General features: G+C 67.4%; 19 protein-coding genes. 7 read left to right on the plus strand and 12 right to left on the minus strand.

What is annotated here, in order from left to right; translation table 11 throughout:
• The 7 genes from R5O87_RS06100 to R5O87_RS06130 are packed head-to-tail and all read right to left on the minus strand — an operon-like array spanning nucleotide 1 to nucleotide 8,015.
• Nucleotides 1-831 carry an HpcH/HpaI aldolase/citrate lyase family protein gene (locus R5O87_RS06100; RefSeq protein ID WP_410558334.1) on the minus strand — a complete coding sequence of 277 codons (831 nt, stop codon included), beginning with the start codon at nucleotides 829-831 and terminating at the stop codon, nucleotides 1-3.
• Between the two features lie 15 nt (nucleotides 832-846).
• Complete coding sequence (locus R5O87_RS06105; RefSeq protein WP_410558336.1) at nucleotides 847-1,374, minus strand: MaoC family dehydratase; 528 nt, start codon at nucleotides 1,372-1,374, stop codon at nucleotides 847-849.
• The gene (locus R5O87_RS06110) at nucleotides 1,371-2,105 is read right to left on the minus strand and encodes a CoA transferase subunit B (RefSeq protein ID WP_410558337.1); all 735 of its coding nucleotides are present in this window, start codon (nucleotides 2,103-2,105) and stop codon (nucleotides 1,371-1,373) included. Before R5O87_RS06110 ends, R5O87_RS06105 begins: the two co-directional genes overlap by 4 nt.
• A 2-nt stretch (nucleotides 2,106-2,107) precedes the next feature.
• Nucleotides 2,108-2,950 (minus strand): CoA transferase subunit A, encoded by an 843-nt coding sequence (locus tag R5O87_RS06115; protein WP_410558338.1) that lies wholly within the window; start codon nucleotides 2,948-2,950, stop codon nucleotides 2,108-2,110.
• A gap of 55 nt (nucleotides 2,951-3,005) precedes the next feature.
• Entirely contained in the window at nucleotides 3,006-4,181 is a 1,176-nt protein-coding gene (locus R5O87_RS06120) for an acyl-CoA dehydrogenase family protein (RefSeq protein ID WP_410558339.1), read from the minus strand.
• Between the two features lie 2 nt (nucleotides 4,182-4,183).
• Nucleotides 4,184-6,400, minus strand: coding sequence for an ATP-binding protein (locus R5O87_RS06125; protein WP_410558341.1), 2,217 nt, complete (start codon nucleotides 6,398-6,400; stop codon nucleotides 4,184-4,186).
• Between the two features lie 7 nt (nucleotides 6,401-6,407).
• Entirely contained in the window at nucleotides 6,408-8,015 is a 1,608-nt protein-coding gene (locus R5O87_RS06130) for a carboxyl transferase domain-containing protein (protein WP_410558343.1), read from the minus strand.
• A gap of 144 nt (nucleotides 8,016-8,159) precedes the next feature.
• Between R5O87_RS06130 and R5O87_RS06135 the strand changes: the two genes are divergently transcribed.
• Complete coding sequence (locus tag R5O87_RS06135) at nucleotides 8,160-8,834, plus strand: SACE_7040 family transcriptional regulator (RefSeq protein ID WP_410558345.1); 675 nt, start codon at nucleotides 8,160-8,162, stop codon at nucleotides 8,832-8,834.
• 397 nt (nucleotides 8,835-9,231) lie between these two features.
• On the plus strand, nucleotides 9,232-10,338 hold the full coding sequence (locus R5O87_RS06140) for an IS110 family RNA-guided transposase (RefSeq protein ID WP_462836396.1): 1,107 nt from the start codon (nucleotides 9,232-9,234) through the stop codon (nucleotides 10,336-10,338).
• Nucleotides 10,339-10,703: 365 nt separating this feature from the next.
• On the opposite strand, the gene R5O87_RS06145 is transcribed toward R5O87_RS06140, so the two are convergent.
• Genes R5O87_RS06145 through pdhA form a run of 3 tightly spaced genes read right to left on the minus strand, consistent with a single transcriptional unit; the run spans nucleotide 10,704 to nucleotide 14,289 of the window.
• Nucleotides 10,704-12,095, minus strand: coding sequence for a dihydrolipoamide acetyltransferase family protein (locus tag R5O87_RS06145; protein ID WP_410558232.1), 1,392 nt, complete (start codon nucleotides 12,093-12,095; stop codon nucleotides 10,704-10,706).
• Between the two features lie 8 nt (nucleotides 12,096-12,103).
• Complete coding sequence (locus tag R5O87_RS06150; protein ID WP_410558233.1) at nucleotides 12,104-13,114, minus strand: alpha-ketoacid dehydrogenase subunit beta; 1,011 nt, start codon at nucleotides 13,112-13,114, stop codon at nucleotides 12,104-12,106.
• A complete protein-coding gene (gene pdhA, locus R5O87_RS06155; protein ID WP_410558234.1) occupies nucleotides 13,114-14,289 on the minus strand; it encodes a pyruvate dehydrogenase (acetyl-transferring) E1 component subunit alpha in 1,176 nt (391 codons plus the stop codon). The genes R5O87_RS06150 and pdhA overlap by 1 nt, the downstream gene beginning before the upstream one ends.
• A gap of 196 nt (nucleotides 14,290-14,485) precedes the next feature.
• On the opposite strand from pdhA, the gene R5O87_RS06160 reads away from it, so the two are divergent.
• The 4 genes from R5O87_RS06160 to R5O87_RS06175 all read left to right on the plus strand — a co-directional run bounded on the left by R5O87_RS06160 (nucleotide 14,486) and on the right by R5O87_RS06175 (nucleotide 16,865).
• Nucleotides 14,486-14,959, plus strand: a complete 474-nt coding sequence (locus R5O87_RS06160) for an Lrp/AsnC family transcriptional regulator (protein ID WP_410558235.1) — start codon at nucleotides 14,486-14,488, stop codon at nucleotides 14,957-14,959.
• A 140-nt stretch (nucleotides 14,960-15,099) separates the two neighbouring features.
• Nucleotides 15,100-15,660: a hypothetical protein gene (locus R5O87_RS06165; RefSeq protein ID WP_410558236.1), complete on the plus strand. Its 561-nt coding sequence runs from the start codon at nucleotides 15,100-15,102 to the stop codon at nucleotides 15,658-15,660.
• Nucleotides 15,661-15,783: 123 nt separating this feature from the next.
• The gene (locus R5O87_RS06170; protein ID WP_410558237.1) at nucleotides 15,784-16,188 is read left to right on the plus strand and encodes a DUF4383 domain-containing protein; all 405 of its coding nucleotides are present in this window, start codon (nucleotides 15,784-15,786) and stop codon (nucleotides 16,186-16,188) included.
• A 29-nt stretch (nucleotides 16,189-16,217) separates the two neighbouring features.
• Nucleotides 16,218-16,865 (plus strand): hypothetical protein, encoded by a 648-nt coding sequence (locus R5O87_RS06175; protein ID WP_410558238.1) that lies wholly within the window; start codon nucleotides 16,218-16,220, stop codon nucleotides 16,863-16,865.
• Between the two features lie 145 nt (nucleotides 16,866-17,010).
• Here the strand turns inward: R5O87_RS06175 and R5O87_RS06180 are convergent, their stop codons facing one another.
• On the minus strand, nucleotides 17,011-18,627 hold the full coding sequence (locus tag R5O87_RS06180; RefSeq protein ID WP_410558239.1) for a solute symporter family protein: 1,617 nt from the start codon (nucleotides 18,625-18,627) through the stop codon (nucleotides 17,011-17,013).
• The gene (locus R5O87_RS06185) at nucleotides 18,624-19,007 is read right to left on the minus strand and encodes a DUF485 domain-containing protein (RefSeq protein ID WP_410558276.1); all 384 of its coding nucleotides are present in this window, start codon (nucleotides 19,005-19,007) and stop codon (nucleotides 18,624-18,626) included. The genes R5O87_RS06180 and R5O87_RS06185 overlap by 4 nt, the downstream gene beginning before the upstream one ends.
• A gap of 164 nt (nucleotides 19,008-19,171) precedes the next feature.
• On the opposite strand from R5O87_RS06185, the gene R5O87_RS06190 reads away from it, so the two are divergent.
• Nucleotides 19,172-20,383: a sensor histidine kinase gene (locus R5O87_RS06190; protein WP_410558240.1), complete on the plus strand. Its 1,212-nt coding sequence runs from the start codon at nucleotides 19,172-19,174 to the stop codon at nucleotides 20,381-20,383.
• Nucleotides 20,384-20,404: the final 21 nt, after the last annotated feature.

The following is a 20,404-nucleotide window of genomic DNA, read 5'->3' on the forward strand; positions in this document are numbered from 1 at the left end:
CTACCGGGCCCTGCGGAGCACCGACTCCGCGTGCCGGAGGATCGGGCCGTCGATCATCCGGCCCTGGTACTGGAACACGCCGGTCCCGGCTTCCTTTGCCGCCTCCAGCAGGTGCGTGGCGGCTGCCACGTCCTCGCCCGAGGGTGCGTAAGCGGCACGGACGGCGGCCACCTGGCTGGGGTGGATGCAGGCTTTGGAGCCGAACCCGGACGCGGCGGCATCCCGGGCCTCCGCGGCAAGCCCGTCAAGGTCCGGAATGTTCACGTAGACGGCGTCGACGGCCTGCTTCCCGGCTGCGCCCGCTGCCAGGAGCACGGAGGAGCGGGCGTGCAGGGCCACGGCGCGGTAGCCGCCGTCGTCGTTCCTGCTGGACGTCCCGCCGAGGGAGGCCAGCAGGTCTTCCGCCCCCCACATCATGGCCACCACGTTGGGTTCGGCGGCAATGGCGGGTGCATGGACCACGCCCGCGGCCGTCTCGCACAGGGCAATCACATGGAAGTCCGGCAGGGCCCGGAGCTGGCTCGCGCTCTCGGCCTTGGCAAGCATGACCGTGCGGTAGGGCGTGTGCGCCAGGCAGTGCAGGTCCTTCTCGAAGTCCTCGGTGCCGGCCGGGTTGATGCGGATGATGGTCCGGCTGGGGTCGAGCTCCGGCCCCTCGCCGGAGCCGCCGAGCTGGGCCAGGATGGCGCCCCGTGCCCGCTGCTTGTCTGGCGCGGCCACCGCATCCTCGAGGTCCAGAATGACGGCGTCGGCGCGTTCGGCGGCCTTTTGGTAGCGTTCGGGACGGTCGGCTGGGCAGAAAAGCAGGGCAGGGCCCATCACAAAAGTCATAGCTTCATTGTCCGATTATTTGTCCCGCTGCGCCTCTATATGCGCCTCGCGCGTCCACATCAGGCAGCTCCGGGTGGCAAGTGCCACCACAGTTCCGTCCTGGTTGCGGCCGGTGTGCTGCATGGTAACCACGCCCTGCCCGGACCGGGATCCGGACAGCCGTTTCCCGGTGATGACCGTCTCCGTATAGAGGGTGTCTCCGTGGTAGAGCGGGTGCGGGAAGGAGACGTCCGTCAGCCCCAGCTGCGCAATGATGGTGCCCTGCGTCAGCTGGCCGACGGACTGCCCCACCACCGTGGCCAGCGTGAACATGGAGTTCACCAGCCGCTGGCCGAAGGGCTGGCCCGCACTCCAGGCCGCGTCCAGGTGCAGCGCCTGCGTGTTCATGGTCATGGTGGTGAACAGGACGTTGTCCGCCTCCGTGACCGTCCGGCCGGGGCGGTGGGCGTAAACGACCTCTTCCTCGAGTTCCTCGAAGTAGAGTCCGCGCTGCTCGACGACCCGGGCACCGCCGGTGGCTGGGCCCGGCGAAACCGCGCTCATACGGTGAGTTCCTGGTCTTCCTCATACAGCTCCGCACCGGTGGCCGCGGCAACATCCTCTGCCGAGACGTTGGGGGCGAGCTCACGCAGGATCAGGCCGTCAGGGGTCACGTCGAGGACGGCGAGGTCGGTGATGATGCGGTCCACGCAGGCCTTGCCCGTCAAAGGCAGCGAGCAGCGGTCCACGATCTTCGGTTTCCCGCTGCGGTCCACGTGCTCCATCATGACAATCACCTTTTTGGCGCCGAAGACCAGGTCCATGGCGCCGCCCATCCCCTTGACCATCTTTCCGGGGATCATCCAGTTGGCGAGGTCCCCGTTGGCGGCCACCTCCATGGCGCCGAGTACGGCCACGTCCACGTGGCCCCCGCGGATCATGCCGAAGGACTGCGCCGAGTCGAAGAACGCCGCGCCCTTGTTTACCGTGACGGTCTCCTTGCCGGCGTTGATGAGGTCCGGATCCACCTCGTCCTCGCCGGGATAGGGCCCGACGCCGAGGATGCCGTTTTCGGAGTGCAGCACCACTTCGACGCCGGCCGGGATGTAGTTGGGAATCAGGGTGGGCATGCCGATGCCCAGGTTCACGTACTGGCCGTTGCTCAGCTCCTGCGCCACGCGGGCGGCGAGCTCATTGCGGGTCCAGCCCTTGCCCTCGGGATGCGAGGAAGCGGCCCGCCGGTACTCGTGGCGGACTGCTTCGGGACGGGGAGCCAGGGGGCTGTTGGGGTCCATGTTCACGCTCCTGCCTGTTCGGTGGTGCCTGTGGTTCCTGCCGCGGCGGTGGTTCCCGCTGTGCCGGCAGCAGCTGGCTGGGCCGCCGACGCAGCGGACAGTGCCACCGTCCGCTTCTCGATGCGCTTCTCGGGCTCGGGCACCACGACCACCCGCTGGACAAAGATGCCCGGCAGGTGGACATGTTCGGGGTCCAGCTCGCCCGGCTCCACGAGTTCCTCCACCTCCGCGATGGTGATCCGGCCCGCCATGGCGCAGAGGGGGTTGAAGTTCATGGCCGTGGCGTGGAAGACCAGGTTCCCGTGGCGGTCGCCCTTCCAGGCATGGACCAGGCCGTAGTCGGGGGTCAGGGATTCCTCGAGCACGTAATCGACGCCGTCGAAGCTCCGCACTTCCTTGGCCGGCGACGCGATGGCGATGCCGCCGTCGGCGTCGTATTTCTGCGGCAGGCCGCCGTCGGACACCTGGGTCCCCACACCCGCCTTGGTGTAGAAGGCGGGGATGCCGGCGCCGCCGGCGCGGAGTTTCTCGGCCAGGGTGCCCTGCGGGGTCAGGACCACCTCCAGTTCACCGGCGAGGTACTGCCGGGCGAACTCCTTGTTCTCCCCCACGTACGAGCTGACGGTCCGGCGGATCCTGCCGTCCTTGAGGAGGATCCCCAGGCCCCAGTCGTCGACGCCGCAGTTGTTGCTGACCGTCTCCAGGTCCTTGGTGCCGTGGCGGTGGAGGGCATCGATGAGCGCCACCGGGATCCCGCACAGTCCGAAACCCCCGACGGCGAGCGACGCGCCGTCGGATATGTCGGCGACCGCTTCGTCAGCGCTGGCAACAACCTTGTCAATCATCGTTGATCCTTTCGGCGTCTCCGCAGACTCTCGACAGACACGGCCACCGGGCCCGTTACAGCCCCAGTTCCCGGGCGATCAGCATCAGCTGGACCTCCGTGGTGCCCTCCCCGACCTCCAGGATCTTGGAGTCCCGGTAGTGGCGCGCCACGGTGAACTCGTTGATGAAGCCATAGCCGCCGAATACCTGGGTGGCATCCCGCGCGTTGTCCATGGCCGCCTCGCCTGCGACCATCTTAGCTATGGCCGCCTGCGTCTTGAACGGCTTCCCGGCGAGCATCCGGGCGGCCGCGTCGTAGTACGCCAGACGGGCCGTATGGGCCCGTGCCTGCATGCGTGCGATCTTGAAGGCGACGGCCTGGTGCTTGCCGATATTTGTCCCGAAAGCGCTGCGGTCCTTGGCGTAACGGACCGAGAGATCCACGCAGCCCTGCGCCGCGCCGGTGGCCAACGCAGCGATGGCGATCCTGCCCTCGTCCAGGATGGACAGGAAGTTGGCGTAGCCGCGGCCCCGCTCCCCCAGCAGGTTCGCCTCGGGAACCGTGACGTCCCGCAGGGTCAGGGGGTGCGTGTCCGAGGCATTCCAGCCCACCTTGTTGTACGCCTTCTCCGCTTTGAAGCCGGGCGTGTCGGTGGGCACCAGGATGGTGGAGATTTCCTTCTTGATGCTGCCGTCCTTGCGTTCCTGCTGGCCTGTGACGGCGGTGACGGTCACCAGTTTGCTGATGTCCGTTCCCGAGTTGGTGATGAATTCCTTGTTGCCGTTGATGACCCAGTTCTTTGCGTCCCCGTCGCCTTCCAGCCGGGCCATGGTCTTCGTGCCGCCGGCGTCGGAACCGGCCTCCGGTTCGGTCAGGCCGAAGCCGGCGAGCGCCTTTCCCGATGCGAGCAGCGGCAGCCATTCCTGTTTCTGGGCCTCGTTGCCGAAGCGGTACACGGGCATCGCGCCGAGTGACACTCCTGCTTCGAGCGTGATGGCCACGGACTGGTCCACGCGACCCAGCTGTTCCAGGGCGAGGGCCAGTGCGAAGTAGTCGCCTCCCATGCCGCCGTATTCCTCCGGGAACGGCAGCCCGAACAGCCCCATGTCGGCCATTTGCGAGACCACTTCGTAGGGGAAGCTGTGTTCCTCGTCGTGTTTGGTGGAGACGGGTGCCACCACCTCGTCGGCGAATTCGCGGACGGTCTTGCTGAGGTCCTGGTATTCCTCGCTGAGGTCAAAATCGGCCATCGCTAGGCCTCCTTACGTTCTTCTGCTGGATCATGGGTTGCGGGCTGTTCCGCGTGGATGGTGGCGACGACCTGGTCGGCCTTGACCAGGTCACCTGTGGCGACGCTGATATGGACGGTCCCGGAGACTTCGGCCACGAGCTGGTGCTCCATCTTCATGGCCTCCACGGACAGCAGCGCCTGACCTGCCTCCACAGGGTCTCCGTCGTTCACGGCAACGGAGACGACGGTTCCCGGCATGGGCGACCGGACTTCCGGATCGGCGGCGCCCTCTTCGCGCTCGACGGCGGCCAGCACCCGCGCGAGGCGGGACTCGCGGGTGAGGACTTCGAGCCCGCTGGACCAGCCGCCGCTACCCAGGTAGAGGTGCCCCGGGCGCCCTTCCCGGAGACCGCCGTCGGCATGCTTCTCCCGGGAGCCACCGATGGCGAAGGTGTGTCGCAGGCCTTCCACCTCGATGGTGATGACGTCAGTGGCGGCCGGCCCCGGGACCCGCACCGCGCGCGCCGGCCCGTCGTCGACGCGGGCCAGGGCACGGACACCCTCTTCGTCGACGCCGTCCTTAGGGGTGATGGCCTGAGGGGTGATGGCCTGCGGGGTGACGGCCACGGTGGCCATCGACCCGCCGGGAAGGCCGAAGCTGATCCGCCAGGCCGCGGGGGCGCCGAGGCGCCAGCCCCGGGCACTGTCCCAGGGCGACCCGGCGCTTGCCCGTCCCCGGCGGGATGCAGCGGCCTCGGCGTCGCCACACCACAACCGGAGGGCGGCAGCCGTGAGTTCGGTGTCACTGATGTCCCGGAACGCCAGCTCAGGCATCTTGCGGTCGATCAGCGTGGTGTCCAGGCGGCCGGCGCGGACGTCGTCGTCGTTGATCAGGAGCCGCAGGTATTCCACGTTGGTGTCGACGCCAAGGACGGTGTAGTGCTCCAGTGCCGCGTCCAGCCTGTCGAGCGCGGCCTTGCGGTCCGTTCCCCAGGCGATGACCTTGGACAGCATGGGGTCGTAGTCGCTGGAGATTTTCAGCCCCGGAAGCAGCGACGAGTCGATCCGCACGCTCCGGCTTTGGAGGTCCGGACCGCCCGGGGGCGTAAATAGGCCACCGTATTCGTCGAGGAGCACCACCTCGCCCGAGGACGGCAGGAAGTTCCGGTGCGGCGTTTCGGCGTAGACGCGTGCCTCCGCGGCATGGCCGTTAAGTTCGACGTCGCCCTGTCCGACGGTGAGTACCTCACCGGCGGCGATGCGCACCTGCCATTCGACGAGGTCGATGCCGGTGACCATTTCCGTCACCGGATGTTCCACCTGGAGGCGGGTGTTCATCTCCATGAAGAAGAACTCGTCCGGGGAGTCGTCCGAAACGAGGAACTCCACGGTGCCGGCGCCGGTGTAGTGGACGCTGCGGGCGGCCTGGCACGCGGCCTCGCCGATCTTCGCGCGGACCGCGTCGCCGTCGGGCAGCGATTCGAGCAGCGGTGACGGGGCCTCCTCGATGACCTTCTGGTGCCGCCGCTGCAGGGAGCACTCACGCTCCCCCAGGTGGATGACGTTGCCGTGCGTATCCGCCAGGACCTGCACCTCGATGTGCCGCGGGGACGTCACCAGGCGTTCCAGGAACAGGGTGTCGTCCCCGAAGGCGCTCGCGGCCACGCGCCGTGCGGTGCCAAGGACAGCCGGCAGGTCCTCCGGGCGCTCCACTGTATGCATGCCCTTGCCGCCGCCGCCGGCCGAGGGCTTGATGAGCAGGGGGAAGCCCACGGCCGGAGCGGCGGTAATGAGTTCCGCATCGGTCATGCCGGGCTCGGCGATGCCCGGGACCACCGGAACCCCGTACCCGGACACGTGGTTCTTGGAGCGGATCTTGTCGCCCATGACCTCCAGGGCCTCGACCCCGGGGCCGATGAAGGCGATGCCGGCGGCGCCCAGTGCCCGGGCGAAGTCCGCGTTCTCGCTGAGGAAGCCGTAGCCGGGGTGCACGGCCTGGGCGCCGGTGTCCTGGCAGGCCCTGATCATCGCGTCGATGCTGAGGTAGCTCTGCGCCGCCGCGGCCGGGCCGATCCGGACGGCGGTGTCGGCTTCGCGCACGTGGCGGGCACCGGCGTCGGCATCGCTGTAGACCGCAACCGAACGGATACCCATGGCGCGCAGTGTCCTGATCACCCGGCAGGCAATCTCGCCGCGGTTGGCCACCAGGACGGTGCGGAACATGTTCTCGGAAGTCATCTCTGGCTCACATTCGGAAGAGGCCGAAGGAGGACTCCGGCAGCGGGACACGGGAGACGACGTCGAGGGCCAGGCCCAGCACGGTGCGGGTATCCGCGGGGTCGATCACGCCGTCGTCCCACAGCCGCGCGGTGGAGTAGTACGGGCTGCCCTGGCCCTCGTACTGCTGGCGGATGGGCGCCTTGAAGGCTTCCTCGTCCTCGGCGGACCACTCCTGCCCGGCAGCCTCGAACTGGTCACGCTTGACGGTTGCCAGGACGCTTGACGCCTGGTTGCCGCCCATGACCGAGATCCGGCTGGCCGGCCACATCCACAGGAAGCGCGGCGAATAGGCCCGGCCGCACATCGAATAGTTGCCGGCGCCGAAGGACCCGCCGATCACCACGGTCAGCTTGGGCACGCGGGTGGTGGCCACGGCGGTGACCATCTTGGCACCGTTCTTGGCGATGCCGCCCTGCTCGTAGTCCTTGCCCACCATGAAGCCGGAAATGTTTTGCAGGAAGAGCAGCGGAATGCCGCGCTGGTCGCACAGCTCGATGAAGTGGGCGCCCTTGAGGGCCGACTCGCTGAACAGCACGCCGTTGTTGGCCACGATGCCCACGGGATGGCCGTGAAGCCTGGCGAAACCGGTCACCAGGGTGGGGCCATAGTTTTTCTTGAACTCATGGAAGCGGCTGCCGTCCACCAGCCTGGCGATCACCTCGCGGACGTCGTACTGCGCGTTGACGTCCGTGGGCACGGCGCCGTAGAGCTGGCCGGGCTCGGCAACGGGGTCGACGGCGGTGTCCACGTCCCAGGCGGGCGCGGCGGGTCCGGGAAGCGTGGCGACGATGTCGCGGACGATCTGCAGGGCGTGTTCGTCGTTTTCGGCGAGGTGGTCCGTGACGCCGGAGATCCGGGAGTGCACGTCGCCGCCCCCGAGCTCCTCCGCGCTGACGATCTCGCCGATGGCCGCCTTCACGAGGGGCGGCCCGCCCAGGAAGATGGTGCCCTGGTTGCGGACGATCACCGTTTCATCGCTCATCGCGGGAACGTAGGCGCCACCGGCGGTGCAGGAGCCCATGACGGAAGCGATCTGGGGAATCCCGGCGGCGGACATCCTGGCTTGGTTGTAGAAGATCCGGCCGAAGTGGTCCCGGTCCGGAAAGACCTCGTCCTGCTTGGGAAGGAACGCCCCGCCGGAATCGACGAGGTAGATGCACGGGAGCCGGTTCTCGAGGGCGATCTCCTGGGCCCTGAGGTGCTTCTTCACCGTCATGGGATAGTAGGTGCCGCCCTTGACGGTGGCGTCGTTGGAAATCACCAGCACGTGGCGGCCGTGCACCAGGCCGATGCCCGCGATGATGCCGGCACCCGGTGAATCGTCGTTGTACATGCCGTTCGCCGCCAGCGGGGCGATCTCGAGGAAGGGGCTGCCGTCGTCGAGAAGGCGGTCGATCCGCTCCCGGGGCAGCAGCTTGCCGCGGGCCATGTGCCGCTCGCGGGATTTTTCCGGGCCGCCCAGGGCCGACGTCGCAAGACGCTTCCGCAGCTCATCGGCGAGCGCGCGCTGAGCGAGGCTGTTGGCCTCGAATGCGCTGCCGGCGGTGTCCAGCCGGCTGGCGAGTGTCTCCATTGACCGCTTCCATTCCCGGGCACTTCCGGCGGCAGTCCTGCCGCATTTCGGTTAGTGCCTCGTAACTGAGTTTAGGTTAGTCTCTAGTAACTGTGATGTCCAACACAGGATGTTGGTAGAGTTCTTGGGTTCCGAGGAGGAAAAGTGCCCACCACAGATCACGGAGAGCTCACCGCTCCTGTCCAGGCCCCAAACGGTCCGGAGGCGTCCGTCCCCACACAGCGCAGCCGGGCGAAGGAGTCCCGCCGGCAGGCGCTCCTGTCCGCAGCGGCCACACTCTTTGCGGTCAACGGGTTCAACCGGGTTTCCCTCGAGGACCTTGGCGCCGCGGCCGGCGTGAGCGGACCCGCCGTGTACCGCCACTTCCCCGGAAAGCAGGCCGTACTGGGTGCACTGCTGCTCACCGTCAGCCAGGACCTGCTCGACGGGGGCCGCCACGTGGTTGCCGACGCGGCCGATCCTTCTTCGGCACTGGCCCGGCTGGTGCAGTTCCATGTGGACTTTGCCCTCAGCAACCCTGACGTGATCCGGGTGCAGGACAGGGATTTCAGCAACCTGACCGGCGAGGACCAGGCACAGGTGCGGGCCCTGCAGCGCAGTTACGTGGAACTGTGGGTGGACGTGCTGGCGGGTATCCACGGCACCACCGACACTGCCGATCTCCGCATGCGCGCCCACGCCACCTTTGGCCTCATCAACTCAACACCGCACTCCGTCCGCAGCCACGGCCGGCGGGTGGCCATCAAGTCGGCGCGGCCGCTCCTGGAGAACATGGCGCTGGCGGCTCTCCTGGTGACGGCCAGCCCGCTCGGCGAGTAGCCCTGCTGGCCGGGTCACATCCCTCTCACGCCCATGCCCTGTCGGGTCCCGCGCCGAAACGGGACACTGAGACGCCGACACGCCGGGGTTTCAGCGGTTAGACGATATGAAGTGTGGTCGGGGGTCCTACACGTCCGGGCCGGCCATTATCGCCGGGCGGTCCTGCAGCGCCAGCTTGATGTGGGTCGGTGCCATGTTCCGAGAGGGTGGCGCTGCAGGGCCTGTTCCCGGCGGTGATGTCCTTTATCCCGGGACGGGCAGGTTCTGGCAGGAGTACGGGGGGCCGGGGCCTTCTGTTTCACAGCGTCCGTGGGTTGCCATTAGCGGCTCCCGTGGCCTGCGAAGCTGCTGCGGGGTGCAATGGTAGTGCCACATGTGAGGTTGGGAGGTCCCGGCTATGTTCGAGCATACTTTCATTGGTCTTGATGTTCACGCGGTCAACGTCGTTGGGCACGCATTGAACCCGGACACTAGTGAGATCACACGGCATACCATGGCGCCTGACCCGGCCGTGGTGCTGGAGTGGGTCAGTCGGTTCGAGCCGCCCGTCAAGGTCGTCTACGAATCGGGCCCGACAGGGTTTGTCCTGGCACGCCATCTGCGGGTTGCGGGGATCAATTGCGTGGTCGCAGCATCCTCGAAGCTGCTGCGCGCACCCGGGGACCGGGTGAAAACCGACCGGCGGGACGCCAGGGTGCTGGCCGAAATGCTCGCGGTCGGTTCGGTCACCGAGGTCCGCATCCCGGACCCTGACGAAGAGTCCCTGCGGGATCTGTCGCGGCTGCGCTCCGGTGCGGCCAGGGACCTCGCGCACGCCCGCCAGCACGTGAACGCCATCCTCTTGCGCCACGGCATCCGCTATCCGAAAGCCACCCGGTGGACAAAAGAACACCGTCTTTGGCTGCACCGCCAGCACTTTGACGAACCGGCGCTTCAGTTCACCTACGACGCCGATGTCGAGCAAGCCGAGCTGCTCGCCGCGCACCTGGCACGCATCGACAAACAGGTCGCCGCCACTGCCGGTGCGTGCCGCTATGCTCCAGTGATTGCCGCCCTGATGTGCCTTCGTGGCATCCAGCTCACGACCGCCTTCGGGCTGGCCGTGGAGATCGGCGACTGGACCCGCTTCACCGGCTCGACCATCGGGTCCCATCTCGGCCTGGTTCCCAGCGAAGAGTCCTCCGGCCCGTCACGCCACCAAGGCCCGATCACCAAGGCCGGGAACACCTACGCCCGCAAACTCCTGATCGAGGCAGCCTGGCAGCACCGACGCCCCTACGCCCGGCCCGGGGAACGGCTGCTGCGCCAGCTGGAGCTCGTCGCCCCGGCAACCCGCATCCGCGCCCTGGAAGGAAACCACCGGCTGCATCACAAATGGGAAGCCTTCGATCACCGCCACAAGATGTCACTGAAGGCCAACACCGCAATCGCCCGCGAGTTGGCAGGCTGGTGCTGGTCACTGGCCACCCCGCTCCAGCAAAGGCAACCCATGGCAGAACCCTGACCAGAACGTGCCTCCGAAAACGGTGGAAATGCGCTGGCAAGCAACCGGAGCCAACTCGAGAATGGACTATGAGCAGGCGGATCCAACCGTCGACGCTCGACCTTAGACACCGATAACGCTCCCGGCCGAACACATCGTCATGCGGTACCCAACCCGCGAATATCAGTCTGACACTGCCCAGTCGACACAAGACCCGCCACCACACACCCCACCAGACCGGACCGCACAGGATGAGCGGCCCCCGGAACCAAGACCGGGAGCCGCTCATCTATGCCTCTTGACAACTGAAGCTACATATCAGTCCCCGAATGCGGCTTCAAAGTGCCCCGTTTTGGTTTGGAGGTTCCTCTGGTTTGGCCCTGCGGCTACACCATCGCGAAGGCCATGCCGGGATCCGCGAGGAGGGCGCCGACGTCGGCCAGGAACCTGGACCCCTGTTCGCCGTCCACCAGCCGGTGGTCGAAGGACAGGCTCAGCGTCATGACCTGCCTCAGCGCGACCTGGTCCTGGTACTCCCAGGGCGTCTTCCGGACAGCGCCCATGGCAAGGATCGCAGCCTCCCCCGGGTTGAGGATGGGGGTGCCGGCGTCGATGCCGAAGACACCGATGTTCGTGATGGAGATGGTGCCGCCGGAGAGGTCTTCCGGGCTGGTCTTGCCGGCCCTGGCCGTGTCCGTCAGTTCCGCGAGCGCCGTCGAGAGGTCGACGAGCGTCAGGCGTTCGGCATCCTTGATATTGGGAACCGTGAGGCCGCGCGGTGTTGCGGCCGCGATGCCCAGGTTTACGTAGTTGAACTGCACGATCTCCTGGTTGGCCTCGTCCCACTTGGCATTCAGCCCGGGACTGCGCCGCAGGGCGATCAGGACAGCCTTGGCCACGAGGGTCAGCGGTGTCAGCTTATGGCCGGCGAAGGGCTTGCTTTCCTTCAGCCTGGCCAGCAGTTCCATGGCCGGAGTGACGTCGACCGTCAGGAACTCCGTCACATGCGGCGCCGTGAAGGCGCTGCTGACCATGGCGGCGGCCGTGTACTTGCGGACCCCCTTGATCGGCGTGCGCACCTCGCGCTCGCCCTGTGCCGGGGCGGGCTGCGCTTCCTGTGCTGCCAGTTCCTCGGCGGCCGCGGGAAGATCCCCACCGCCCACGAAATTGTGCACGTCGTCACGGGTGATCAAGCCGCCGGGGCCGCTCCCCGCCACCTTTTCCAGATCCACGCCAAGGTCCTTGGCCAGTTTCCGGACGGGCGGTGTGGAACGCGGCCGCTCGGCGGGTCTGGTCTCCGGGGCCTTCGTTTCGGCTGGCTTGGTTTCGACAGGCTCAACCAGCGGGGTCTTGGTTTCGACGGGCCCAACGAGCGGGGCAGGCTCAGCCACCGGGGCGGGCTGCGCCGCCAGGGTGCGCTGCCGCCGCGCGGGACGGCCGGTGCTTTCGACGACGGCGCCGTACCCCACGAGGTTGGGCTCCCGCCTGGGGAGCGCCGCCTCAGCCGGCGCGGCGGCGGCGGGCTGGTTGCCGGCGTCGTCCTTTACCTCGAACGAGACGATCGGCTTGCCCACCTCCACGACCGTTCCCGGCTGTTCATGCAGGGCCGTGATCACACCTGCGAACGGTGAGGGCAGTTCCACGACTGCCTTGGCGGTCTCCACCTCGGCGATGACCTGGTTCAGGCTGACGGTGTCCCCGACCCCCACCTTCCAGCTGACGATTTCGGATTCGGTCAGTCCTTCGCCGAGATCGGGCAGCCGGAATTCCTTGATCATGGTGGCGGTCATCCTTCCAGCCCGCTCAGCGAATTCGGCCGGCCCAGCGCGCGATCGACGCCGTCGAGGATCCGGTCCAGATTCGGCAGGTGGTGCATCTCCACCTTCGAATATGGGTAAGGCACGTCAAAACCGGTGATGCGGACCGGTGCCGCCTCCAGGTGATAGAAGCAGCGCTCGGTGATGCTGGCGGCAACCTCGGCGCCGAGCCCGCCCGACTGGCCGGCCTCGTGGGTGATCACGAGCCTGCCCGTCTTCCGGACGGAGGCCTCAACGGTGGCGAAGTCCACGGGAGCCAGGGACCGCAGGTCAATGACCTCAACGGAGACGCCCTCGTCCGCGGCCGCCGAAGCAGCATCGCGGGCAGTCTTCACCAGTGGCCCGTACGCCACAAGCGTGACGTCGCTGCCGTCCGCGACCACGCGGGCCTGGCCCATCGGCGGGGCTGATTTGGGGTCGAGAGCCTCGTCCACCTCGCCTTTGTCGTGGTACCGGCGCTTGGGCTCGAAGAACACGACGGGGTCATCGCAGGCAATGGCCTGCTGGATCATGGTGTGGGCGTCCTGCGGGCTGGCCGGGGTGACCACACGCAGGCCTGCCGTATGCGCGAAGTAGGCCTCAGGCGACTCGGAGTGGTGCTCCGGCGACCCGATGCCGCCGCCGAAGGGAATGCGGATGGTGATGGGCATTTTTACGGTGCCGCGGCTGCGGTAATGCATCTTCGCCACTTGGGACACGATCTGGTCGAAGGCGGGATAGACGAAACCGTCGAACTGGATTTCCACCACCGGCCGGTACCCGCGGTAAGCGAGGCCGACAGCCGTGCCCACAATCCCGGACTCAGCCAGCGGCGTGTCCACCACGCGGTGCTTGCCGAAGTCCTTCTGCAGTCCGTCAGTCACGCGGAAAACACCGCCCAGGGTGCCGATGTCCTCGCCCATGAGGACCACCTTGGGATCGTTGTCGAGGGATCTGCGGAGGCCGGAGTTAATTGCCCGCGCAAAGGTCATCTGCGTCATCAGCGTGCACCTTCTTCTTGTGTTGCCGCTTCGGGATCGCCGAAGGAGGCAAGGTAACGGGAGTAGTGGTCCTGCTGGCGCTCCAGCCAGGAGTTGGGGGTGCTGTAGACGTGCTTGAAGACATCCAGGGGTTCGGGGTCCGGCATGCCGACGCAGCCGGCACGCAGGTCACGGGCGACGGCGTCTGCCTTGGTCCGCACCCCGGTTTCGAACTCCTCGGTGAACAGGCCCTTCCGGTCAAGCAGCGCGTGGACCCGTCCGATCGGATCCTTGGCCGCCCAGTCCTCGAGCTCGTTGGGGTCGCGGTACCGGGTGGGATCATCCGCCGTCGTATGCGGGCCCATCCGGTAGGTGACGGCCTCAATGAACGTGGGACCTCCGCCCCGGCGGGCACGGTCGAGGGCCACCCGCGTGGCCGCCATGACGGCCAGCACGTCGTTGCCGTCGACGCGCATGCTCGGGAGTCCGAATCCGGTGCCGCGGTCCACAAGCTGGGTGTGGGACTGGACGCGCACCGGTTCGGAGATGGCCCAGTGGTTGTTCTGGCAGAAGAACACCAGCGGGACCTGGTAGCTGGCGGCGAAGACCATGGCCTCGCTGACGTCGCCCTCGCTGGTGGCGCCGTCGCCGAAGTAGACGATGGCAGCCGAATCGGCACCGTCGTTCTGGATTCCCATGGCATAGCCGGTGGCATGCAGGGTCTGCGCGCCAATGACGATCTGCGGGATGGCCAGGTTGAACTTGTACGGGTCCCAGCCGCCGGACGCGGCCCCGCGCCAGACACGCAGGATGTCCTTCAGGTCCACCCCGCGGCAGTAGGCCACGCCGTTCTCGCGGTAGCTGGGAAAAATAAAGTCGTCCTCGCGCAGTGCCCGCACGGATCCCACCTGCGAGGCCTCCTGGCCCAGCAGCGGCGGCCAGAGGCCCAGTTCGCCCTGGCGCTGCAGCGCGGTGGCCTCTTTGTCGATCCGACGGATCACCACCAGGTCCTCGTAGAGCGAGCACAGCTGCTCGTCTGATACGTCCTTGACCCAGGGGTCGTACTCCGGATGGCTGACGCGCTCCCCTGCGGGGGTAATCAGCTGGACCATGCTGTGGCCAGCGCCACCCTGGTGCCCTGTCTTGTTGTCCCGGCCGGCGGCTGTTCCGCCCTGGCCCGCATCGTCTGTCACCACTGTTGCCGCAACCTTCTGACGTCGTGTAACCATCCCGCGGCAGGACTCGTGATACCGCCGCATTCCGGCCTCCCGGGCGCCTTTGCCCCGGTTAATTGTGACCATACTCACAATGTTCAGGTGGTACAACCACCGTGGCTAAAACTGAGCACAATGCACTGTCTGGCAGCTCCAGACCGTGCTAGCCTTGCGCATTATGCAAGCTTTGGATGGCACAGACACCCGGTTGCTCTCCGCCCTGTCGCAGGACCCGCGCCGCACCGTGGTGGCTCTCGCGCAGAAGCTCGGACTTTCCCGCAACACCGTCCAGGCGCGGATGGCCCAGCTCGAGAAGAAGCACGCGTTCCTCTCGTTCGAGCGGCGCATCAATCCGGTGTCCCTGGGCTATCCGCTGATGGCCTTCATCTCGGTGCATGTACAGCAGCAAAAGCTCGGCTCCCTCGCCGAGGAGCTGGCCGCGGTGCCGGAGATCCTTGAAGGATACGGGCTGACGGGCTCGGCGGACCTGCTGCTGCGCGTGGTGGCACTGGACGCCGAGGACCTCTTCCGGATCAACGGGAAGATCCTGGCCTGCGACGGCGTCGAGCGGACCGATACGGCCCTGGCCATGGGTGAACTGATCCCATTCCGGATCCAGCCGTTGCTTGCGCGCAACTCCGCGGACGACTGACCGCCACAGACGGCCGTAACCACGGGACAACATCGCTGTTCCGGGCCGCCGGCGCTATAGGCTATTCCACAAAAGTGACCGGGCGCCGGCGTGCCCCGTTAGTTGGAGCGCCGCTGGTGCGGTGCCGGAAAGGCCCTCCCTTGAGCAATCCCCCGCTCCCTCCGCAGCAGCCCGGCGCGCAACAGCCCGGCCCCTACCAGCCGGGTCCGCAGCCACTTGGCCGGCGGTCGCTTCCGCCTTCCCCGTTCGGCCTGCCCGGCCTGCCTCCGGCCAAGAGCCGGAAGGGCCTCTGGATCGTCGTCGGCATTGTGGTAGGAGTACTCCTGCTGGTGGTCGTCGGGGTGCTGCTCCTGGTGAACCTCGTGGGCGGAGCCACCCGGCAGGCCGGGGACCTCGCCGACGACTTCACCAAGCTGGTCATCGCCGGTGACACGGACAAGGCCTACAACGACTACATGGATCCCAGCCTCAAGGAGCAGCTGAGCCGCGAGGAATTCGCTTCCGGCGTCAAGAGCCTCCAGCTGGACCCGGCCTGCACCCCCGCCTACGACGACCTCAAAGTCAGCACGCAGAACGAGAACAACATTGCGGACGTGGCCGGGCTCATCAAATGCCCGGGCAGGGACATCGAACTCGTGTACCGCTTCGCCGGCAAGGACGATCTGAAGCTGGTCACGATAAAGCTCCGGCCAAAGGCTTAATTCTCATCTGACCGGCACCCATCCACGCCCGCACCAGGGCCGAATTGCTTCCGAGGGGTCCGTCCGGGACTCCGCAACCAGGCCGGGGAAACAGCCCCGGCTCCTACCGGAAGGAAATTGGCCATGCGCAACTCACCCAACCGACTTGTCGCCACAGTCTTCGGAGCCGTCTACCTGCTGGTGGGCCTCGTCGGCTTCGCCGTGACCTCGGGGGTCGGCTTCTTCGCCACCGAAGGCGCGAACCTGATCATCTTCGAGATCAACCCGCTGCACAACGTGATCCACCTGGCCATCGGCGCCGCCCTGCTCTACGCCGGCGTCAGGGACATCCAGCTTTCGCGCACCGTCAACACGGCAGTGGGTGCGGTGTACCTGCTGGTGGGCATCCTCGGCCTGTTCCTGCTTAGCTCGCCGCTCAACATCATTGCCCTCAACGGAGCGGACAACGTTCTCCACCTGGCGAGCGCCGTCCTGCTGCTCGGCGTCGGCCTGTCCCTGGACAAGGTCCCCGCCACGGCCCGCGCCTAAGACACGCACCCGAGAGACCCCGCGCCAAGATGATGACCAGCCAAGCCATCCCGGCAGCCCCGGGAACCCCCGCCACGCAGGAAATGTCGCGTTCCGATGCTGTGCGGCTGTTCGCCGGCTTTGCCGGGCTCGGCGCCGCAGCGGTCAACCTCGCCGTGGCCTCCAGCCTGATTGCAGCCGCCGGCCCTGCCCTCCCGGCGAGGGCGGCCGGCGCCGCGGCCGCCCTGCTCTGGGGAACGGCCCTGCTGGGGTGGACGGTTACCGGGCTGGGAAGGAACCGTTTCCCGCTGCCCCGGACCTCTACTGTCCTGCTGCCCGCCGCTGCCGCCGTGCACGCGGGTGCCATCGTTTTGGGCGCAGGAAGCGGCATGGCTGGGCTGGGCATCAGCCACCTCGCCGCCCTGCTGCTGACCCTCATGATCCTCGCGGCGACGTCGTGGCTCGGCCGCCGGCCCCCGAGGCTTCCGGGCGGACCCGGCCAGGGCGGACCGGGCCAGACAGCAACGGTCCAGACCGCAACGGGCCAAAGCCGCCTGGGTGCCGGGCCAGTGCTCGCCGCCGCCTTCGCCGGGGCACTGCTGGTTGCCGCCATTACGACGCCGGGACTCGCCGCGTCGACGGCGGGCCAGTTCGCGGTGCCGCACGGAGTACACACCGGAGGCCACCACTCGCCTTGAGCCGCAGGCGCACCCTGGCGGCGGCAGGGTCCGACGGCGGCACGACGGCGGCAAGTTCCGGCGTCGGGAGACACGGCAGACGTGGCAGACACGGCAGGAGCCCCCGCGCGATGCGCGGGGGCTCCTGCCTGTCTAATCGGGCTTGCTAGTGCTCCACCGCCTTCTCGGCGCCCACTCCGGTCAGTGCGCGGACCTCCATTTCGGCCTGCTTGCTGCTGTCCTCCTGCCTCTTGTCCAGGACGGTGCCGAGCCATCCCAGCAGGAATGCCAGCGGAATGGACACGATGCCCGGGTTGCTCAGCGGGAAGATGGCGAAGTTGGCGCCCTTGATCATGGAGGTGGCGCCGCCGGACACCACCGGGGAGAGTGCGATCAGGATGATCGCCGCCGCGAGCCCGCCATACATGCTCCAGATCGCGCCCTGCGTGGTGAACCGGCGCCAGAACAGGGAGTAGATGATGGTGGGCAGGTTGGCGGAGGCCGCCACGGCGAACGCCAGCGCCACCAGGAACGCCACGTTCTGGCCGTTGGCGAAGATGCCGCCCAGGATGGCGAGGATGCCAATCACAATCACAGTGCGGCGGGCCACCTTAACTTCAGTGTCGGCGTCGGCCTTCCCCTTCGCGATGACGTTGGCATAGATGTCATGGGCGAACGAGGCGGCTGCGGTGATGGTGAGGCCGGCGACGACGGCGAGGATCGTGGCGAAAGCCACGGCCGAGATGAAGCCCAGCAGCAACGGCCCGCCCAGGTGGAAGGCCAGCAGCGGCGCTGCGGAGTTGACGCCGCCGGGGGCTGCCTTGATGGTGTCCGCCCCCACCAGGGCGGCGGCCCCATAGCCGAGGACCAGCGTGAAGATGTAGAACAACCCGATCAGCCAGATGGACCACACCACGGACTTGCGGGCTTCCTTGGCGGTGGGCACCGTGTAGAAGCGCATCAGCACGTGCGGCAGGGCGGCAGTGCCCAGTACCAGGGCGAGGCCCAGGGACATGAAGTCCAGCTTGGACGTTTCCGTCTTGCCGTACTGCAGGCCCGGGTTGAGCACGGCAGGGTTGTTGGCAGCGTCGACCGCGCCGCCCAGCAGGCTGGACAGGTTGAATCCGTAGATGGCCAGGACCCAAAGGGTCATGACGGCGGCCCCGGCGATGAGCAGGATGGCTTTGATGATCTGCACCCACGTGGTGCCCTTCATGCCGCCGATCAGGACGTACATGATCATCAGGGCGCCGACGACGATGATCACCAGCGCCTGTCCGCCCCAGTCACTGATGCCGAGCAGGAGCGAGATCAGGCTTCCGGCGCCGGCCATCTGGGCCAGAAGGTAGAAGAAGCAGACGGCCAGCGTGGAGATGGCGGCCGCGATGCGCACCGGGCGCTGCCTCAGGCGGAACGAAAGGACGTCTGCCATGGTGAACTTGCCCGTGTTCCGGAGCAGCTCCGCCACCAGCAGCAGGGCCACGAGCCAGGCCACCAGGAAGCCGATGGAGTACATGAAGCCGTCGTAGCCGTTGATGGCGATGGCGCCGGTGATCCCCAGGAACGAGGCTGCGGACAGGTAGTCGCCGGCGATGGCGGTGCCGTTCTGCGAGCCGGTGAACGAACGGCCGGCGGCATAGTAGTCGGCGGCGGTCTTGTTGTTGCGGCTGGCCCGGAGGACGATCACCATGGTGACGGCGACGAACAGGGCGAAGATGCCCATGTTCAGCAGCGTGGTGTCCTTGAGCGCGGCGACGTCAACCGCTGCGGGGATGGCGGTCATTGTGCCCCTCCGCCCAGTGCCGCGCTGCCGGACTTGTCATACTCGTGGCCTTCGATGCCGTGCCGGATGTCCGCGGCAATCGGGTCCAGGCGCCGGTTCGAGTAACTGACGTACCACCCGGTGATGGCGAACGTGGTCACGAATTGCAGCAGCCCCATGATGATGCCCACGTTGATGTTGCCCCACACCTTGGTGGACATGAAGTCCACGGCATAGGCGGCAAGGATGACATACGCGAAATACCAGAGCAGAAACGCGATGGCCATCGGGAACACAAAGCTGCGGTGGCGCTTGCGCAGGTCCTTGAACTGCTGCGTGGCCTGGACTTCCTCGAAGTCCGCGGACGCCGCCGCGTCCTGGGTTCGGGCATCGTTACCCATCATTCCTCCTCATTGAGATGAACTCCCACACGGCCCCACCCCACGGGCCACTGTGACTGCCATCACTGTGCGTCGCAGAGCGGACCATAGGCCAGTGGTTGCGCGCCGCCGGTCGGCAAACGGCGGCGATGCTGCGCCAAACGGCACGCGCTACGCTGGGCAGCATGCCGGATTCCCCTCTCTATTCCGCAGCCGCCGTGGCCGTCATCGCGCTCGCGGTGGCCGCCGTCGTCGCCGTCGGACTCAAGGTGCTGCGCTCCTTCCGCGAGCTGGGCACCGACGCCGAGCGGGCCACGTACAACACCCTCCACGCCGCCTCGAAAGCCGGCCGGCATTTGCGCACCGGCCTGAACCCGGCGGGTGCCGCCAAGGCCAGCCGGCAGCTGCGGGGCCTGCTTGGCTGCGACGCGCTGGCCATCCTGGATGTGTCCGGCGTGCTCGCCTGGGACGGGGCCGCCGAGGAACTGCGCCCAGGGCTGATGGAGCTCGCCGCGGACGTGCTCGCCAATGGCAGGACCCAGGTTTTCAACGCCGCGGACCTGTTGCTGCACTCCCCGGCGTCCGGACCCGCCAAATCCGGGCCGGTCGCGGCCGCCGTCGTGGCTCCCGTCCGGGCCGGCTCGCGCGTGGTGGGCGCCGTGGCGGCCTTCGCCCCGCAGGCGGGCGCAGGGCTGGTGCGCGCCACCACCGAAGTGGCCGACTGGGTGGCCACCCAGGTTGAGCTGGCTGAGCTGGACGCCTCCCGGACGCTCCTGATGGAAGCGGAGGTGCGGGCCCTCCGCGCCCAGATCAGCCCGCATTTCATCTACAACTCGCTGAACGCCATCGCCTCGTTCATCAACACCGATCCGGCCCGGGCGCGGGAACTGGTGGTGGAGTTCGCGGACTTCACCCGCTACTCGTTCCGGCGGCACGGGGATTTCACCACGCTGGCCGAGGAGCTGCGCTGCATCGACAGGTACCTGCTGCTGGAGCGGGCGCGGTTCGGCGAGCGGGTGCAGGTCAGCCTGCGGATCGCGCCGGAGGTGCTGAGCACGGTGATCCCGTTCCTGAGCCTGCAGCCGCTCGTGGAGAACGCTGTCCGGCACGGCCTGGAGGCGAAGGAGGGTCCGGGCCACATCACCATCTCCGCCAACGATTCGGGTGCGTTCGCGGAGGTCACCATCGAGGACGACGGCGTGGGGATGGATCCGGTGCAGCTGCAGTCCATGCTGGCCGGCCACGTGGACGGCGAGCATGTGGGCCTGCGCAACGTCGATGCCCGGCTCCGGCAGGTGTACGGGGACGAACATGGCCTAGTGATCGAGACGGCACCCGGTGAGGGCACGCTCATCACCATGCGGGTGCCCAAGTCCCAGCCGGACCACGATGCCTGAACCGAAAGCTAACCTAGGACC

Source organism: Arthrobacter globiformis (assembly GCF_046536215.2).
Taxonomy (GTDB): domain Bacteria; phylum Actinomycetota; class Actinomycetes; order Actinomycetales; family Micrococcaceae; genus Arthrobacter; species Arthrobacter globiformis_E.

Excerpts from the sequence above, each read along its gene's own strand:
- R5O87_RS06100 (WP_410558334.1), bottom strand. The coding sequence starts at position 831 with ATGACTTTTGTGATGGGCCCTGCCCTGCTTTTCTGCCCAGCCGACCGT.
- R5O87_RS06105 (WP_410558336.1), bottom strand. The coding sequence starts at position 1,374 with ATGAGCGCGGTTTCGCCGGGCCCAGCCACCGGCGGTGCCCGGGTCGTC.
- R5O87_RS06110 (WP_410558337.1), bottom strand. The coding sequence starts at position 2,105 with ATGGACCCCAACAGCCCCCTGGCTCCCCGTCCCGAAGCAGTCCGCCAC.
- R5O87_RS06115 (WP_410558338.1), bottom strand. The coding sequence starts at position 2,950 with ATGATTGACAAGGTTGTTGCCAGCGCTGACGAAGCGGTCGCCGACATA.
- R5O87_RS06120 (WP_410558339.1), bottom strand. The coding sequence starts at position 4,181 with ATGGCCGATTTTGACCTCAGCGAGGAATACCAGGACCTCAGCAAGACC.
- R5O87_RS06125 (WP_410558341.1), bottom strand. The coding sequence starts at position 6,400 with ATGACTTCCGAGAACATGTTCCGCACCGTCCTGGTGGCCAACCGCGGC.
- R5O87_RS06130 (WP_410558343.1), bottom strand. The coding sequence starts at position 8,015 with ATGGAGACACTCGCCAGCCGGCTGGACACCGCCGGCAGCGCATTCGAG.
- R5O87_RS06140 (WP_462836396.1), top strand. The coding sequence starts at position 9,232 with ATGTTCGAGCATACTTTCATTGGTCTTGATGTTCACGCGGTCAACGTC.
- R5O87_RS06145 (WP_410558232.1), bottom strand. The coding sequence starts at position 12,095 with ATGATCAAGGAATTCCGGCTGCCCGATCTCGGCGAAGGACTGACCGAA.
- R5O87_RS06150 (WP_410558233.1), bottom strand. The coding sequence starts at position 13,114 with ATGACGCAGATGACCTTTGCGCGGGCAATTAACTCCGGCCTCCGCAGA.
- R5O87_RS06160 (WP_410558235.1), top strand. The coding sequence starts at position 14,486 with ATGCAAGCTTTGGATGGCACAGACACCCGGTTGCTCTCCGCCCTGTCG.
- R5O87_RS06170 (WP_410558237.1), top strand. The coding sequence starts at position 15,784 with ATGCGCAACTCACCCAACCGACTTGTCGCCACAGTCTTCGGAGCCGTC.
- R5O87_RS06175 (WP_410558238.1), top strand. The coding sequence starts at position 16,218 with ATGATGACCAGCCAAGCCATCCCGGCAGCCCCGGGAACCCCCGCCACG.
- R5O87_RS06180 (WP_410558239.1), bottom strand. The coding sequence starts at position 18,627 with ATGACCGCCATCCCCGCAGCGGTTGACGTCGCCGCGCTCAAGGACACC.
- R5O87_RS06185 (WP_410558276.1), bottom strand. The coding sequence starts at position 19,007 with ATGGGTAACGATGCCCGAACCCAGGACGCGGCGGCGTCCGCGGACTTC.
- R5O87_RS06190 (WP_410558240.1), top strand. The coding sequence starts at position 19,172 with ATGCCGGATTCCCCTCTCTATTCCGCAGCCGCCGTGGCCGTCATCGCG.